Annotated in this window: 13 protein-coding genes, 1 tRNA gene and 1 pseudogene; 7 read left to right on the top strand and 8 right to left on the bottom strand. The window is 71.7% G+C overall.

Annotated features, from left to right (window positions below; all coding sequences use genetic code 11):
* Positions 1-84 precede the first annotated feature (84 nt).
* The gene (locus AC069X_RS09640) at positions 85-1,227 is read left to right on the top strand and encodes an acyl-CoA dehydrogenase family protein (RefSeq protein ID WP_478726803.1); all 1,143 of its coding nucleotides are present in this window, start codon (positions 85-87) and stop codon (positions 1,225-1,227) included.
* Between the two features lie 115 nt (positions 1,228-1,342).
* On the opposite strand, the gene AC069X_RS09635 is transcribed toward AC069X_RS09640, so the two are convergent.
* The 6 genes from AC069X_RS09635 to AC069X_RS09610 form a co-directional block, all read right to left on the bottom strand.
* Complete coding sequence (locus AC069X_RS09635; RefSeq protein WP_405979785.1) at positions 1,343-1,687, bottom strand: rhodanese-like domain-containing protein; 345 nt, start codon at positions 1,685-1,687, stop codon at positions 1,343-1,345.
* A 66-nt stretch (positions 1,688-1,753) separates the two neighbouring features.
* Positions 1,754-2,584, bottom strand: a complete 831-nt coding sequence (locus AC069X_RS09630) for a J domain-containing protein (RefSeq protein WP_478726801.1) — start codon at positions 2,582-2,584, stop codon at positions 1,754-1,756.
* 71 nt (positions 2,585-2,655) lie between these two features.
* On the bottom strand, positions 2,656-4,164 hold the full coding sequence (locus AC069X_RS09625; RefSeq protein ID WP_478726799.1) for a DUF2252 domain-containing protein: 1,509 nt from the start codon (positions 4,162-4,164) through the stop codon (positions 2,656-2,658).
* A 70-nt stretch (positions 4,165-4,234) separates the two neighbouring features.
* Positions 4,235-4,882, bottom strand: coding sequence for a response regulator (locus tag AC069X_RS09620; RefSeq protein ID WP_478727020.1), 648 nt, complete (start codon positions 4,880-4,882; stop codon positions 4,235-4,237).
* Between the two features lie 22 nt (positions 4,883-4,904).
* Complete coding sequence (locus AC069X_RS09615; protein ID WP_478726797.1) at positions 4,905-6,593, bottom strand: sensor histidine kinase; 1,689 nt, start codon at positions 6,591-6,593, stop codon at positions 4,905-4,907.
* 130 nt (positions 6,594-6,723) lie between these two features.
* A tRNA-Leu gene (locus AC069X_RS09610) sits at positions 6,724-6,806 on the bottom strand.
* Between the two features lie 293 nt (positions 6,807-7,099).
* Here AC069X_RS09610 and AC069X_RS09605 point away from each other — a divergent pair.
* The 6 genes from AC069X_RS09605 to pknB all read left to right on the top strand — a co-directional run bounded on the left by AC069X_RS09605 (position 7,100) and on the right by pknB (position 15,146).
* On the top strand, positions 7,100-7,906 hold the full coding sequence (locus AC069X_RS09605) for an FhaA domain-containing protein (protein WP_478726796.1): 807 nt from the start codon (positions 7,100-7,102) through the stop codon (positions 7,904-7,906).
* A 10-nt stretch (positions 7,907-7,916) separates the two neighbouring features.
* Positions 7,917-8,417, top strand: a complete 501-nt coding sequence (locus AC069X_RS09600; protein ID WP_478726794.1) for an FHA domain-containing protein FhaB/FipA — start codon at positions 7,917-7,919, stop codon at positions 8,415-8,417.
* A gap of 141 nt (positions 8,418-8,558) precedes the next feature.
* Complete coding sequence (locus AC069X_RS09595; RefSeq protein WP_478726792.1) at positions 8,559-10,028, top strand: PP2C family protein-serine/threonine phosphatase; 1,470 nt, start codon at positions 8,559-8,561, stop codon at positions 10,026-10,028.
* A 31-nt stretch (positions 10,029-10,059) separates the two neighbouring features.
* The gene (locus AC069X_RS09590) at positions 10,060-11,484 is read left to right on the top strand and encodes an FtsW/RodA/SpoVE family cell cycle protein (RefSeq protein WP_478726790.1); all 1,425 of its coding nucleotides are present in this window, start codon (positions 10,060-10,062) and stop codon (positions 11,482-11,484) included.
* Complete coding sequence (locus AC069X_RS09585; RefSeq protein WP_478726788.1) at positions 11,481-12,944, top strand: peptidoglycan D,D-transpeptidase FtsI family protein; 1,464 nt, start codon at positions 11,481-11,483, stop codon at positions 12,942-12,944. Before AC069X_RS09590 ends, AC069X_RS09585 begins: the two co-directional genes overlap by 4 nt.
* Before the next feature lie 156 nt (positions 12,945-13,100).
* Positions 13,101-15,146 (top strand): Stk1 family PASTA domain-containing Ser/Thr kinase, encoded by a 2,046-nt coding sequence (pknB, locus tag AC069X_RS09580; protein WP_478726787.1) that lies wholly within the window; start codon positions 13,101-13,103, stop codon positions 15,144-15,146.
* A gap of 128 nt (positions 15,147-15,274) precedes the next feature.
* Here pknB and AC069X_RS09575 read toward each other — a convergent pair whose 3' ends face one another.
* Both AC069X_RS09575 and AC069X_RS09570 read right to left on the bottom strand, forming a co-directional pair.
* The gene (locus tag AC069X_RS09575) at positions 15,275-16,006 is read right to left on the bottom strand and encodes a class E sortase (RefSeq protein ID WP_478726785.1); all 732 of its coding nucleotides are present in this window, start codon (positions 16,004-16,006) and stop codon (positions 15,275-15,277) included.
* A 13-nt stretch (positions 16,007-16,019) separates the two neighbouring features.
* Positions 16,020-16,844, bottom strand: a pseudogene (locus AC069X_RS09570) (class E sortase); the annotation flags it as partial.
* Between the last annotated feature and the right edge of the window lies 1 nt (position 16,845).

The following is a 16,845-nucleotide window of genomic DNA, read 5'->3' as shown; positions in this document are numbered from 1 at the left end:
GGGCCTGTCCAATTGCCGGAAGCTGCTCTATCTTGACGCACCGTCAGATCAGGGCGTCATCCGGTGCGCGCAGGAGGACAGGCAGTGGACTTCACCTTCACCGAGGAGCAGCAGGCCGCGGTCGAGGCCGCCAGGGCCGTCTTCGCCGATGTCGCCCCCGACGGCGTCCCCAGCCCCGCGCTCACGCCCGGGGCCGTCGCCGACGAGTTCGACCGGCCGCTGTGGGCCAGGCTCGCGGGCTCCGACCTGCTGAGCCTGGTCCTCGCCGAGGAACACGGCGGGGCCGGCCTCGACGCCATCGCCCTGTGCCTCGTCCTGCGCGAGGCCGCGAAGGTACTGGCCCGGGTGCCGCTGCTGGAGCACTGCGCCACCGCCATGGCCGTCCAGGCCCACGGCAGCCCCGAGCTGGCCGCCACCCTGCTGCCCGGAGCCGGCAGCGGCACGCTCGTCCTCACCGCCGCCGCGCACGGCCGCACCGGCCACGACCCCGCCGAACTCGCCGTCACCGCGCGCCGCGAGGGCTCCGACTGGCTCCTGGACGGGGTGCAGACCTCCGTGGCCTGGGCCCATGGCTGCGACTGGATCGCCGTACCCGCCCACAGCGGCGAGGGCGAGGCCGTCCTCGCCCTGCTGCCCCGCGTCACCCAGGGGCTCACGCTCGCCGACCAGTACTCCACCAGCGGCGAACGCCTCGCCGAACTCACCCTGGACGGGGTCCGCGCCCCCGCCGCCCACGTGATCGACGCCCCCGGCGCCTGGGACCGGCTCCACCAGCTCCTGGCCACCGGGACCTGCGCCCTGGCACTCGGCCTCGGCGAGGCCGCGCTCACCATGACCAGCCAGTACACCGGCAAGCGGGAGCAGTTCGGCTTCCCCGTGGCCACCTTCCAGGCCGTCGCGGTGCAGGCCGCCGACCGTTACATCGACCTGCGCGCCATGGAGGCCACCCTCTGGCAGGCCGCCTGGCGGCTCGACTCCGCGACCGGAGGGGCGGGCGGCCCGCTGCCCAGCGCCGGGGACGTGGCCGTCGCCAAGATCTGGGCCTCCGAGGGCGTACGCCGGGTCGTGCAGACCGCCCAGCACCTGCACGGCGGCTTCGGCGCCGACACGGAATACCCGCTGCACCGCTACCACGCCTGGGCCAAGCAGCTGGAGCTCCAGCTCGGCCCTGCCGCCGCACACGAAGAGGCCCTGGGCGACCTGCTGGCCGCCCACCCCCTCGGCTGAAACGGCCGCCGAGCGACCGCTGGAACGACGGCCGAGGCACGGCGAGCAACCGCCGAGCGACGGCCGACAGCAACGGCCGCGAGCGACAGCCGGCAGCGACGGCCGGCAGCGACGGCTAGAGCACGAAGGCCGGGTTCCCGTTGTCCGTCACCATCGGGCGCCCGGCCCGGTCCCACGCCTGCATGCCGCCGTCCACGTTCACGGCCTCGATGCCCTGGCGCACCAGGTACTGGGTGACCTGGGCGCTGCGGCCCCCGACCCGGCACATCACGTACGCGGTGCGGCCGTCCGCGACCGCCTCCGTGACCTCGCCGAAGCGCGCCACGAAGTCGCTCATCGGGACGTGCAGCGCACCCTCGACGTGCCCGGCCGCCCATTCGTCGTCCTCACGGACGTCGAGGACGAAGCCTTCGGCGGGCACCGCGGCGGCGTCCACCGAGGGAAGCGGTCCGAGGTTCATAAAAGTCGCCTTCTCTCTTCACGGATCTGGTCTGCCAACCTATCCGAAGCCCCGGCCGGGACCGGCTCATCCGGCGCTGTACGACGCCAGCTCCGCCTCGCGCTCCGAGACCTGCGCGAGCAGCTGCTCCGCGATCTCCTCCAGCAGCCGGTCCGGGTCGTCCGGCGCCATCCGCAGCATGGCCCCGATCGCGCTGTCCTCCAGCTCCTTCGCCACCAGCGAGAGCAGCTCCTTGCGCTGGGCCAGCCATTCGAGCCGGGCGTACAGCTCCTCGGCCTCGGTCGGCCGGGCCTCCTCCGGCGCCGGGCCGGCCTCCCACTCCTCGGCCAGCTCGCGCAGCAGCCGCTCCTCACCGCGCCCGTACGCGGCGTTGACCCGGGAGATGAACGCGTCGCGGCGGGTCCGCTCGGCCTCGTCCTGGGCCAGGTCGGGGTGGGCCTTGCGGACCAGCTCCCGGTACAGCCGCCGCACCTCCTCGGTGGGCCGTACCCGCTCCGGCGGCCGCACGGACCGGTCGGTGAGCATCGCCGCGGCGTCGTCGGAGATCCCGTCCGAGTCCAGCCAGTCGTGGAACAGCTCGTCCACCCCCGGCATCGGCATCACCATCGAGCGGGCCTCCCGGGCCCGCCGCAGGTCCTCCGGGTCGCCGCTGCGGGCCGCCTTGGCCTCCGCGATCAGCGCGTCCAGCTCGTCGAGCCGCGTGTACATCGGGCCGAGCTTCTGGTGGTGCAGCCGGGAGAAGTTCTCGACCTCCACGCGGAAGGTCTCCACCGCGATCTCGAACTCGATCAGCGCCTGCTCGGCGGCCCGCACGGCGCGTTCCAGCCGTGCCTCGGGCCGCTCGTCACCGGCGACGGCGGGCTCTTCGGGGGCCGGGTGTTCGGTCTGCTCGCTCACCCGGCCAGCCTACGGCCCGCCCGGGGGCATGTTTCACGTGAAACGTGCCCGGTACCGGCGGGGCCGGGGGGTCAGACCCCGAACTCCGCCGCGATCCGTCCCGACCGCACCGCCGCGACCAGGTCCGCGTGGTCGGCCTCGCTCCGGTCGGCGTACGCCACGGCGAAGGCGGCCATCGCCTCGTCCAGTTCCTCGTTCTTGCCGCAGTACCCCGCCAGCAGCCGCGGATCGGCGCTGTGCGCGTGCGCCCGGGCCAGCAGGGCACCGGTCATCCGGCCGTAGTCGTCGATCTGGTCCACGGTCAGCGCCGCCGGGTCCACGCTCCCCTTGCGGTTGCGGAACTGCCGGACCTGGTACGGCCGCCCCTCGACGGTGGTCCAGCCCAGCAGGATGTCCGAGACCACCTGCATCCGCTTCTGCCCGGCCACCACCCGGCGGCCCTCGTGCTCCTCCCGGGGGGCGTGGAAGCCCAGCCCGGGCAGGTGCGGCAGCAGCACCGAGGGCCGCGCCTCCTTCACCTGGAGCACCAGCGCCTCGCCCCGGTGGTCCAGCAGCAGCACCACGTACGACCGGGTGCCCACGCTGCCGGTCCCGACCACGCGGAAGGCCACGTCGTGGATCGCGTACCGGGCCAGCAGCGGCAGCCGGTCCCCGGACAGGGTCCCCAGGTACGGGCCCAGCGAGGCGGCCACGGCGGCGGCCTCCGCGTCCCCGACCCGGCGCAGCACCGGCAGCGCGTCCACGAAGCGTCGGTGAGCGGCTCCGTCGCGGGACTGCCCGCCCTCGGCGACCAGCTCGGTCGACTTGGCCGCGAACCGGGCGGAGGTGTTGTTGCGGGCCTTCTCCGAGACCCGCTCCAGCGTGCCCAGCAGGTCGCGGGCGTCGGTGTGGGAGACCAGCTCCTCGTCGGCGATGGCGTTCCACGCGTCGAGCGCAGGCAGCTTCGCCAGCAGCCGCATGGTCCGCCGGTACGCGCCGACCGCGTCCCGCGCCGCCGCCCGGCAGGTGTCCTCGTCGGCGCCCACCACGCGCCCGGCGAGGATCAGGGAGGTCGCCAGCCGCTTCACGTCCCACTCCCACGGACCGAAGACGGTCTCGTCGAAGTCGTTGAGGTCGATGACGAGCCGGCCGCGCGCGTCCCCGTACAGGCCGAAGTTGGCCGCGTGGGCGTCACCGCAGATCTGCGCCCCCACTCCGGTCACCGGGCCGCCGGACAGGTCGTGCGCCATCAGCCCGGCCGCCCCGCGCAGGAAGGCGAAGGGGTTGGCGGCCATCCGGCCCACCCGTATCGGCGTCAGCTCGGCGACCCGGCCCACGTTGGACTCCTCCACCGCGCGCACGGCGTCCGGCCGCCCTGCGGGCGCCTCGAACCACGCGTGCGCCGCGCGCGGTACGCGCAGCCGCAGGGCCTTCCCGGCCTCCCTGGGGGAGCCCGCCACGTTCCGGGGGGCGAAGCCCGCGACGCGCGGTATTCGCCCGCCGTCCCGGCCCGCCGTCCCGCCCGGCACCCCGCCCGGCACCCCGCCCGGCACCCCGGCCGCCACGTCCGTCGCCGCGTACTGCTCCGGTACCGCCACCATCCCCGCCGCCCCCGCACTGTTCGCGCCACACCGGCCACCGCGTGGCCGATCAAGTCCGGGCAGACCGTACCTACAGCCCGGCGTCCCTGGCCAGCAGGGCCGCCTGGACCCGGTTCTCGCAGGCCAGCTTCGACAGGATCCGGCTCACGTACGTCTTCACCGTCGCCTCGCTCATGTGGAGCCTGCGCCCGGCGTCCGCGTTGGACAACCCCTCTCCCAGCAGCGCCAGCACGCCCCGCTCCCGCTCGGTCAGCTCCGCGACCCGGCGCCGGGCCTCCTCGCCGCGTCCCGCCGCCGGCCCCGCCGCCAGCTGGTCGACCACGTGCCGGGTCGCACCGGGCGAGAGGTACGCGTCCCCGCCCGCCGCCGCCCGCACGGCGCCGATCAGCTCGCCCGGCGCCGAGTCCTTCAGCAGGAACCCGGCACCGCCCTGGCTCAGCGCCCGCAGCACGTTCTCCTTCTCCCCGAAGGTCGTGAGGATCAGCGCCCGCACCCCCGGCGCGGCCCGCCCCAGCTCGCCCAGTGCCGTCAGTCCGTCCATCACCGGCATCTGGATGTCCAGCAGCACCACGTCCGGGGCGTGCGACAGGGCCAGCTCGACGGCCTCCCGGCCGTTGGCCCCCTCGGCGACGACCTCGATGTCCGGCGCCGAGGTCAGGATCATCCTGATCCCGGCCCGGATCAGCGGCTCGTCGTCAGCGATCACCACTCTGATCACCTTGGCTGTCACCCGCGCGCTCCTACCGCTTGACCTCGTACACCTGCTTGTCGACGAGCTTGCCGTCCCGGAAGCAGAACCGGAAAACGGTGTCCGAGTCCAGGTCCGAGGAATCCACGGAGAGCAGCGCCAGGCACTGCGCCCCCTCCGGCTTCGGCGGCCCCTTGCGGTCCAGCCCGGCCATCAGCACCCCGCTGCCCTCCGGCAGCCGCTCCCGCACCGCCTTCTCGGACTCGCCCACCTGCACGGCGTCGTACTCCTCCCGGCCGAGTACCGCCTCGTTCGCGGTGCCCACCAGCATCACCATGGCGGCCCCCACCACGATGATCAGCAGTACCAGCGCCGCGACGGCGATCCCGCAGCCCATCGCCACGCCCCCGGTGCGGGTGCGCACCGGCTTCGCCAGCTCCCGGTCCAGCACGGCCCAGTCCAGCGCCGGCGCGCCCTCCAGCGCCAGCGCCCGGGCCTGCGAACGCTGCCCGAAGTCGTCGGCCACGTCCTCGACGAGCCCGGCCGGCTCCGTCCCGTACGGCAGCACTCCCGCCACCCGGAAGCCGCCGTCCTCGGTCGCGCCGGCGTGCACCATGCCGCCGACGAGCCGGGCCCGCTCCCGCAGCCCGGTCAGGCCCTGCCCGCCCGAGACCACCTCGCCCGAACCCCGCTCGGCCGCCGGGCCGTTGGCGATCTCCACCACCAGCGAGTCGTCCTCGTACCGGAGTTCCACGGTGATCGGCGACCCGGGCGCGTGCTTGTAGGCGTTGGTCAGAGCCTCCTGCACGATCCGGTACGCGGCGTGGTCGCAGGCCGCGACCAGCGGCCGCGGCTGCCCCGCCGTGCCCAGCCGTACGTCGGTCCCCGCGGCCCGCGCCGCCTCCACGATCCCGGCGATGCCGGCCACCCCCCGTGCCGCCGGCTGCGCCTCCTCCACCGGCGCGGGCGCCTCCACCCCGTCGCGCAGGATCCCGACGACCTCGCGCAGCTCGTGCATGGCCGCCACCGACGCCTGCCGCAGCACGCCCACCGCCTCGCGCTGGCGGTCGGTGAGCTCCGGGTCCACCTCCAGCGCCCCGGTGTGCACCGCGATCAGTGCCAGCTGGTGGCCCAGGCTGTCGTGCATGTCCTGGGCGATCCGCTGCCGCTCCCGCAGCCTGGCCTGCCCGGCGACCATGGTCCGTTCCCGCAGCAGCTGGTCGTTGCGCTCCTGGAGGGCGCCCAGCAGGGTCCGGCGCTGGTGCCAGTAGCGGCTGGCCAGACCGGGCATGACGGTCGCCGCGAGGAACATCAGGGCGGAGAACACCGCGACCAGCAGCGGCTTCATCTGCGCCCACTGGTCGATGACGGTGAGACCGACCAGGGCGAGGAAGGCCAGCAGGAACGCGCCCAGCGCCCGGCCGACCCCGACGATCCGGCGGCCCGCGGACCAGCCCAGCAGGATCGTCGCGAGGAACACCCCGGGCAGCAGCGCGCTCGCCGCAGCGCCCACCACCAGCGTGACCGCGGGCAGCCGGCGGCGCAGCAGCGTCAGCAGCACGACGGCCACGGCGCCCAGGACCATCTTCCGGCCGGAGCTGTGGTCGAGTTCGTCCACGCCGACGCCGAGCAGTGCCAGCAGAGCCGCGATGGTCAGGTCGGCCGCCAGCATCCGCCGCGTCCAGGGCTCCGGCCCTTTCAGCCACTCCCAGCCCGCGCGCGTCCTCACCTTGGCATCCACGGGCCCGACCCTAGACACCGGACCGGGCCGGCCGCCGTCCTCTTTCGTCGTGCCCCGCGCGACGAAAGTCGTCCGGAGCCGGACATGCGAGAAGCCCCGATCCGGATTCCGGATCGGGGCTTCCCCGATGTGGGCGAGGGGGGATTTGAACCCCCACGTCCCGAAGGACACTGGCACCTGAAGCCAGCGCGTCTGCCGTTCCGCCACTCGCCCGAGCAGCGTCCCAGTGGTTCTTCCCTTTCGGGCCGTTCCCCTGGCGACGTCGAAACATTAGCACGTCAGACGGGGCGGATTGAAATCGCTTTCCACGGCCCCCCTCACGACGACCGGGACGGCCCCTCCCGCTGTCCGCTCCGGGTGCGGGACACTGTCCCTGGAGCACCCCTACGATCCCTTGTGAGCACCAACACTCCTGCGCGCAGGACCGAAGGGGAACCAGCCGAATCCGCCACGCGTGGATACGATCAGTAAGCAGTACAGGGCGACAACGACGGAGGAGGTGCCCCATGGGAGTCCTGAAGCGTTTCGAGCAGCGCCTCGAAGGTCTGGTGAACGGCACCTTCGCCAAGGTGTTCAAGTCCGAGGTCCAGCCGGTGGAGATCGCCGGCGCCCTCCAGCGGGAGTGCGACAACAACGCCACCATCTGGAACCGCGAGCGGACCGTCGTACCCAACGACTTCATCGTGGAGCTCAGCACGGGCGACTACGAGCGCCTGAGCCCCTACTCGGGCCAGCTCGGCGACGAACTCGCGGGCCTCGTGCGCGACTACGCCAAGCAGCAGCGCTACAGCTTCATGGGCCCCATCAAGGTGCACCTGGAGAAGGCGGACGACCTCGACACCGGCCTCTACCGGGTCCGCAGCCGTACGCTCGCCTCCAGCACCTCCCAGGACTCCCCGCAGGCACCCCAGGGCCAGCAGGGCGGATACGGCTACCCGCCGGTCGGCGCCCCGCCCATGCCCCCGGGCCCGCCTCCGGGCGGACCCGGCGCGCGCCCCGGCGGCCCGCCCGCGGGTCCCGGCGCCCCGGGCGCCGTGCGCCGCTGGATCGAGATCAACGGCACCCGCCACCAGATCTCGCGCCCGACGCTCGTACTCGGCCGCAGCACCGAGGCCGATGTGCGGATCGACGACCCCGGCGTGTCCCGCCGGCACTGTGAGATCCGGACCGGAACACCCCCGACGATCCAGGATCTCGGGTCCACCAACGGCATCGTGGTGGACGGGCAGCACACCACCCGCGCTACGCTCCGCGACGGCTCGCGGATCGTCGTGGGCAGCACCACCATCATTTACCGGCAAGCCGAAGGGTGAAGCGGGGGCAATGTCAGAGCTGACCCTGACGGTCATGCGGTTGGGTTTCCTGGCCGTTCTGTGGCTGTTCGTCATCGTGGCCGTTCAGGTCATCCGCAGCGACCTCTTCGGTACGCGCGTCACACAGCGCGGCTCGCGCCGTGGCGGCGGCTCCGCCGGCGCTCCGCAGCAGACCGGGCGCCAGGCCGCACCGCCCCAGCAGCGCCAGCGCAGGGGCGCGCCGACCAAGCTGGTCGTGTCCGAGGGCACCCTCACGGGCACCACGGTGGCGCTCGCCGGCCAGACGATCACGCTGGGCCGCGCGCACGACTCCACGATCGTGCTGGACGACGACTACGCCTCCAGCAGGCATGCCAGGATCTACCCCGACCGTGACGGCCAGTGGATCGTCGAGGATCTCGGGTCCACGAACGGCACGTACCTCGACCGGACCCGGCTGACCACCCCGACGCCCATTCCGCCGGGCGCCCCGATCCGCATCGGTAAGACCGTCATCGAGCTGCGGAAGTAGTACGAGAATGAGCGAGCGGAGCGAGCGAGCCGCGGCGGTCCGTCCCACCGGGGACACGGACCCGAGCGCGCTCCCGACCGGAGGGTGGGCAGTGTGGCTCGAGACCGGTTGTACCCCGAGGCGTCGACAGGGCAGGTGCGCATGAGTCTGTCCCTGCGTTTCGCCGCCGGATCGCACAAGGGGATGATCCGCGAGGGCAACGAGGACTCCGGCTACGCCGGTCCCCGGCTCCTCGCCGTCGCCGACGGCATGGGCGGCCAGGCAGCGGGCGAGGTCGCCAGCTCCGAGGTCATCTCCTCGCTCGTCCAGCTCGACGACGACGTCCCCGGCTCCGACATCCTCACCGCCCTCGGCATCGCCGTGCAGCGCGCCAACGACCAGCTGCGGGTCATGGTCGAGGAGGACGCCCAGCTCGAAGGCATGGGCACCACGCTCACCGCCCTGCTCTGGACGGGCCAGCGGCTCGGTCTCGTGCACGTCGGCGACTCCCGCGCCTACCTGCTCCGCGACGGTGTCCTCACGCAGATCACCCAGGACCACACCTGGGTGCAGCGCCTCGTCGACGAGGGACGGATCACCGAGGAGGAGGCGACCACCCACCCGCAGCGCTCCCTCCTGATGCGGGCGCTCGGCAGCGGCGACGTCGTGGAGCCCGACCTCTCCATCCGCGAGGTCCGGGCCGGCGACCGCTACCTGATCTGCTCCGACGGCCTCTCCGGCGTGGTCTCCCACCAGACCCTGGAAGAGACCCTGGCCGACTACCACGGCCCGCACGAGACCGTGCAGTCCCTGATCCAGCTCGCCCTGCGCGGCGGCGGTCCGGACAACATCACCTGCATCGTCGCGGACGTGCTCGACACCGACAGCGGCGACACCATGGCCGCCCAGCTGAACGACACCCCGGTCGTCGTCGGCGCGGTGGCCGAGAACCAGCACCAGCTCTTCGACGGCAACGCCATGCAGACCCCGGCCGGCCGCGCCTCCGGGCTCGGCCGCCAGGTCCCGCCGCCCGCCGGCGCCTTCGGGCCTCCCGGCAGCGGCGAAGCCCCCGGCTACGGATACCCCGACCAGAGCCAGGGCGGCGGCGCACCGGGCGGTTTCGGCGCCCCCCAGGCCCACGACGCCTACGACGCCGACGGCGAGTACGAGGACACGTACGACCACCCGCGCAAGCGGCGCGGCAAAGGGCGCAAGTGGACGGTCCGCACGCTGATCCTGCTGCTCGTGGCCGGTGTCGTCGGCGGCGGCCTGTACGCTGCGCACCGCTGGACGCAGACCCAGTACTACGTCGGCGTCAAGGGTGACCATGTCGCGCTGTACCGCGGCATCAGCCAGAACCTGGCCTGGATCCACCTCTCGGAGGTGGAGACGGATCACCCCGAGATCGAACTGAAGTACCTGCCGCCCTTCAAGCGCAAGCAGGTCGAGGCCACCATCAGCGAGGACAGCCTCGAAGGCGCGCGCAAGAAGATCGAAGAGATCGGAACCCAGGTCTCCGCCTGCAAGCAGGACGAAGCCCGCCGCGCTTCCGAAGCCCAGGGCAACCAGACGCCCGGCCCCAGCCTGACTCCCGCGGAGCAAGCTGTCGTCGGTCAGTGCGAAAAGCAGTAGACATACGCGGGCACAGGGGGCCTGCCACACCATGAGCGTTGTCACCAACACGACCACCATCGGCGCCATCGAGGCGCCGAGCCGGCGGAACACCGAGCTCCTGCTGCTCGCTTTCGCCGTGGTCATCCCGATCTTCGCCTACGCCAACGTGGGCCTGTCGATCCACGGCGAGCTGCCCCCGGGCATGCTGCTCTACGGACTCGGCTTCGCCGTGCTCGCCGGGATCTCCCACCTGGTCGTACGCCGCTACGCCAAGTACTCCGACCCGCTGCTCCTGCCGATCGCGACCCTGCTGAACGGGCTCGGCGTCGTCCTGATCTGGCGGCTCGACCAGTCGGAGCGGCTGCAGAACCTCGCCAAGCGCAGCTTCGGCGCCTTCTCGGAGTCCGCGCCGCGCCAGATGATGTACACGGGCATCGCCATCGCCCTGTTCTCCGTCGTGCTGCTGGCCCTCAAGGACCACCGCGTGCTCCAGCGGTTCACGTACATCTCGATGGCCGGCGCCCTGGTGCTGCTGATCCTGCCCGTCATCCCGGGTCTGGGCGCGGACGTCTTCGGCGCCAAGATCTGGATCAGCGTCGGCGGTTTCTCCATCCAGCCCGGTGAGTTCGCCAAGATCGTCATCGCGATCTTCTTCGCCGGCTACCTGATGGTGAAGCGCGACGCCCTGGCCCTGGCCAGCCGGCGCTTCCTGGGGCTCTACCTCCCGCGCGGCCGCGACCTCGGCCCGATCCTGATGATCTGGGCGATGAGCCTGCTCGTCCTCGTCTTCGAGAACGACCTCGGCACCTCGCTGCTCTTCTTCGGCATGTTCGTGATCATGCTGTACGTGGCCACCGAGCGGACCAGCTGGATCGTCATCGGCCTGCTCATGTCGGTCGGCGGTGCCACCGTCGTCGGCGCCACGGCCAGCCACGTCAAGGCCCGTGTCACCGCCTGGCTCGACCCCTTCGCCTGCTACGCCACCTCCGGCGCCTGTGAGCAGGTCGGCCAGTCGATCATGAGCTTCGGTTCCGGCGGGGTGCTCGGCACCGGCTGGGGACAGGGCAACTCGGACCTGATCGGCTTCGCCGCCAACTCCGACTTCATCTTCTCCACCGTCGGCGAGGAGCTCGGCCTGACCGGCGTCATGGCCTTCCTCCTGCTCTACGGCCTGATCATCGAGCGGGGCGTCCGCACCGCCCTCGCCGCCCGCGACCCCTTCGGCAAGCTGTTCGCCATCGGGCTCTCCGGCGCCTTCTCCCTGCAGATCTTCGTCGTCGCCGGCGGAGTCATGGGCCTCATCCCCCTCACCGGCATGACCATGCCCTTCCTCGCCTACGGCGGTTCCTCCGTCCTGGCGAACTGGGTCCTCATCGCCATCCTCATCCGGATCAGCGACACCGCACGCCGACCTGCCCCGGCCCCCGCCCCGTCCCCCGACTCCGAGATGACCCAGGTGGTCCGCCCGTCATGAACAAGCCCCTGCGCCGCATCTCGCTGTTCTGCGGGCTGCTCGTCCTCGCGCTGCTGATCCGGACCAACTGGCTGCAGTACGTCCAGGCGGAACAGCTCAGCACCCGCAAGGAGAACCGCCGGGTCCAGATCGCCCAGTACGCCACCGAACGCGGCAACATCATCGTCCAGGGCCAGCCGATCACCGGTTCCGCCGTGACCGACGGCAGCGACTACAAGTACAAGCGGACCTATGTCGACGGCCCCCTGTGGTCGCCCGTCACCGGGTACGCCTCGCAGGCCTTCGGTTCCACCCAGCTGGAGTCCCTGGACGACGGCATCCTCACCGGCAACGACGACCGGCTCTTCTTCGACCGCACCATCGGCATGTTCACGGGGGAGAAGAAGCAGGGCGGCAACGTCATCACCACCCTGAACGCCGCCGCCCAGAAGGCCGCCTACGACCAGCTCGGCACCAAGAAGGGCGCGGTCGCGGCGATCGACCCGCGCACCGGCGCCATCCTGGCCCTGGTCAGCACCCCCTCGTACGACCCGTCCACCTTCGCCGGCAACTCCAAGGCCGACGAGAAGGCCTGGGTCGAGCTGAAGGACTCCGAGGACAAGAAGCTCGTCAACCGCGCCCTGCGCGAGACGTACCCGCCGGGCTCCACCTTCAAGGTGGTCACGGCCGCGGCCGCGCTGGAGAACGGCGTGGTGACCGACATCAACGCGCCGACGGACACCCCCGAGCCGTACATCCTGCCGGGCACGAAGACCCCGATGGTCAACCACGCCTCGGGCTGCGAGAAGGCGAGCCTCAACGACGCGCTGAAGGTCTCCTGCAACTCGGTCTTCGCGAACCTGGGCGACAAGGTCGGCCGCGACAAGATGGTCGACACGGCCCAGAAGTTCGGCTTCAACAACGACAAGATCGACACCCCGGTCCGCGCCTTCGCCAGCGTCTACGACAAGACCATGGGCCGCGACGGCAACGCGCAGAGCTCCATCGGCCAGTTCAACACCGCGGCCACCCCGCTCCAGATGGCCATGGTCACCGCCGGCATCGCCAACGACGGCAAGCTGATGAAGCCGTACATGGTCGACCAGCTCACCGCGCCGAACCTCGACACGATCGAGAAGCACGAGCCGTCCGAGATGAGCCGGCCCCTCAGCGCGGCGAACGCGCAGAAGGTCCAGCAGATGATGGTGAACGTCGTCGAGAACGGCACGGGAACCAAGGCCCAGATCAAGGGCGTCAAGGTAGGCGGCAAGACCGGTACCGCGCAGCACGGCCAGAAGAACGCCAAGCGCCCCTACGCCTGGTTCATCTCCTACGCCGAGCTTCCCGACGGCAGCTCGCCCGTCGCCGTCGCCGTCGTCATCGAGGACAGCGCCGCCGACCGCGAGGACATCAGCGGCGGCGGCCTGGCCGCCCCGGTGGCGAAGGCCGTCATGGAAGCCGTCCTGAAGAACAAGGGATGAGAAGCGGCGACGGGATCGGAGCGCTCGGTACCGGTCCGATATCAGCCTGTGGTCACGAACCGATCACCGACGATCGGCCGGTAGCCTTGCCGCGAACAGCACACCGCCGGACCACACACGGGTGCGGTCGGGACTGACGGAGAGGGCTGGAACGTTATGGAAGAGCCGCGTCGCCTCGGCGGCCGGTACGAGCTGAGCCACGTGCTCGGCCGCGGTGGCATGGCCGAGGTCTACCTCGGCCACGACACCCGGCTCGGCCGTACCGTAGCCGTCAAGACCCTGCGTGCCGACCTCGCCCGTGACCCGTCCTTCCAGGCCCGGTTCCGCCGCGAGGCCCAGTCGGCCGCCTCGCTGAACCACCCCGCGATCGTCGCCGTCTACGACACCGGCGAGGACTACGTCGACAACATCTCCATCCCGTACATCGTGATGGAGTACGTCGACGGCTCGACCCTGCGTGAGCTGCTGCACTCCGGCCGCAAGCTGCTGCCCGAGCGCACCCTGGAGATGTGCATCGGCATCCTCCAGGCGCTGGAGTACTCCCACCGCGCCGGCATCGTCCACCGTGACATCAAGCCCGCCAACGTGATGCTCACGCGGACGGGCCAGGTCAAGGTCATGGACTTCGGCATCGCCCGCGCCATGGGCGACTCCGGCATGACGATGACGCAGACGGCCGCCGTGATCGGCACCGCCCAGTACCTCTCCCCGGAGCAGGCCAAGGGCGAGCAGGTCGACGCGCGCTCCGACCTGTACTCCGCGGGCTGCCTGCTCTACGAGCTGCTGTGCGTCCGGCCCCCGTTCGTCGGCGACTCCCCGGTGGCCGTCGCGTACCAGCACGTGCGCGAGGAACCCCAGCCGCCGTCGAACTTCGACCCCGAGATCACGCCCGTGATGGACGCCATCGTCCTCAAGGCCCTGGTCAAGGACCCCGACTACCGCTACCAGTCCGCGGACGAGATGCGGGCCGACATCGAGGCCTGCCTCGAAGGCCAGCCCGTCGCCGCGACCGCCGCCATGGGCGCCGCCGGCTACGGCTACCCCGACCAGGGCGGCTACGGGCACCAGGGCTACGACCAGCCCACCACCGCCCTGCGCTCCCCGGACGCCGGCCAGACCTCGATGATGCCGCCGATGCCCCCCGGGGGCGGCGACGGCAACTACGCGTACGAGATCCAGGGCCCCGGCGGCTACGACCAGGGTCACGGCCGCCGCCAGCAGAAGAAGAGCCGCGCCTCGACCGTCCTGCTGGCGGTCGCCGCCGTCCTCGTGCTGGTCGGCGCGATCCTGATCGGCAAGACCCTCTTCAACAACACCGCGGACAACCGCCCGGCCGTGCCCAAGTTCGTCGGCCAGACCTTCGAGCAGGCACAGACCAGCGCGAAGAACATGGGCCTCGGGCTGGAGAAGGAGGGCGAGGAGCCCTGCGCGGACCAGCCCAAGGGCAACGTCTGCTCGCAGGGCACGCCTCCGGACACCAAGGTCGACAGGGGCTTCACGGTCAAGGTCAAGGTCTCCTCGGGCGCGCCCAAGGTGGCGGTCCCCGACGTCACGCGCCTCAAGTACGAGGACGCCGAGTCGAACCTGAAGTCGAAGAAGTTCCAGGTCGAGAAGAAGCTCGTCGAGTCGGACACCGCCGCTCCCGGCACCGTGCTGGAGCAGAACCCCAAGAGCGGCAGCCAGGCCGAGCAGGGTTCGGTGATCACCCTCCAGGTCGCCAAGGAGGTCGCGAAGGGCGTCGTCCCCGACCTCAAGGGGCTCACGAGGGAGCAGGCCGTCAAGGCCCTCCAGGACGCCAAGCTGAAGCTCGGCAGCACCACGGAGGTCGACCAGCCCGGGGCGGCGCCGAAGACGGTCGTCGCGCAGCAGTACGAGGCCGGTCAGCAGCTGCCCAAGGACACCCCGGTCAACGTCAGCATCGCCAAGGGCTCCGCGGCGCCGACCGTGGTCCCGCAGCTGGCGGGTCAGACCGTGGCGCAGGCCAAGAACACCCTGAAGCAGGCCAACCTGACCTTCGGGGCGGTGCTGGGCGGGCCGACGGACGACAACGCCGTGGTCACGATCTCCGAGCCCGCCGTCGCGCAGCCGGTCCCGGCGGGCACGGTCGTCAACGTCCGGACGATGGCCAACCCCAACCAGCCTCAGGACGGCGGCCAGCAGGGCGGTGGCTGGTTCGGCGGCCTGACGGGTGGCAACCGCTAGCGGACACGGCGAGCACGTGGAACGGCCCGGTCCCCCTCGACGAGGGGGGCCGGGCCGTTCCACGTGGTGCGCCTCCCGGCGCCGGTCGGGGCAGGGCGGGGCAGGGCAGGGCAGGGCGGGAACCGCCGTCAGCGCAGCTCCGCCGGCTTGGTCCGCTTGTCGTCGACCTTCTCCGTCCGGACCAGCTCGCCCCAGACGATGTAGCGGTACTTCGAGGTGTAGACGGGGGTGCAGGTCGTGAGCGTGATGTAGCGGCCGGGGGCCGTCTTGCCCGAGTCCTTCGGGACCGGGTTGATCACGTCCGTGTTGTACTTCGAGGTCTGGGCCAGCTCGGCGAAGACCTTGTAGACGTACCAGGTGTCCTTGGTCTCGAAGACGATCGAGTCTCCGGTCTTCACCTTGTCGATGTTGTGGAACTTCGCTCCGTGGCCGTCGCGGTGCGCGGCCAGCGAGAAGTTGCCCTTGTCGTCCCAGGGCAGCGCGGACTTCACCGGGCTCGTGTAGTAGCCGGCGACGCCGTGGTTCAGGACGTCCGGCTCGGTGCCCTCCTTGACCAGGACCTCGCCGTTCTTCATGGCCGGCACGTGCAGGAAGCCGATCCCGTCCTTGGTGTCCAGGGCGCCCGGCCGCGCGGGGCCGCTCGCCGAGGGCGAGGGGCTGCCCCAGCGCTGGCGGATCTCGTCGCCGCGCGCGGAGGCCTGCCGGTCGGCGAGGACGTTGGTCCACCAGAGCGAGTACGCCACGAACAGGCCCAGGACCAGGCCCACGGTGATCAGGAGCTCTCCCAGCAGGCTGAGGGCCCCGGCGACCACACTGCGGTCGGCGGGCGGCGGTGCGGATCGGCGGCGGGCACGAGACACTGCGGGTTCGTCCTTAGGGGCTGGTCAGCGCGGGCGGGGCGCCCTGGTTCCGGGGGCGTTCATCGGTCATCCTGCCCCATACGATCATCCGGTAGGTGCTGGTGAACTCCGGGGTGCAGGTCGTCAGCGTGATGTAGCGGCCCGGCCCGGTGAATCCCGAGCCCTCGGGGACCGGTTTGATCACCGCCACGTTCGTCGGCGAGGTCTGCGGCAGCGCCGAGGTCATCTGGTACGTGTAGTACGCGTCCCGCGTCTCCACGACGATCGCGTCCCCCGGCACCAGCCGGTTGATGTAGCGGAACGGTTCCCCGTGGGTGTTGCGGTGTCCGGCGACCGCGAAGTTGCCCTGCTGGTCGGACGGCATCGCCGTCTTCAGCGCGCCCTCGCCGTAGTGGCCGGCCATCCCCTTGTCGAGGACCTTCGCCTTGCTGATCCCCTCCGCCACGGGCACCTTCAGGTCCAGCTTCGGGATGTGCAGGATCGCGAAGCCCTGGCCGGGCTCGAAGGCGGCCACCGGCGGGGCCGCGCCCGTCGCCGGCGGCTGCTTCCAGGTCTGCTGGAGCGAGCCGGCGGCTCCGTCGGCCGCCCGCTCCGCCAGGACGTTCGTGTACCAGAGCTGGTAGGTGACGAAGAGCAGCATCACCACACCGGCGGTGATGAACAGCTCGCCCACGGCCCGGCTGAGCACCACCAGCGGCCCGCCGGAGCGCGGGCGGGCCCGCCTGCGGCCCCGGCCGCCACCGCGCCCGCGGGCGCGCGCGTGGGAGCGCTTCGCGGCCGCCTGGGCCGCCTTGCGCCGCGCGGCCCGGCCCTCACTGGGCGCGGACGGCGCGACCGCC

The sequence above is a fragment of the Streptomyces sp. NPDC043896 genome (genome assembly GCF_056435605.1).
This window is presented reverse-complemented; position numbering and strand designations above follow the sequence as displayed.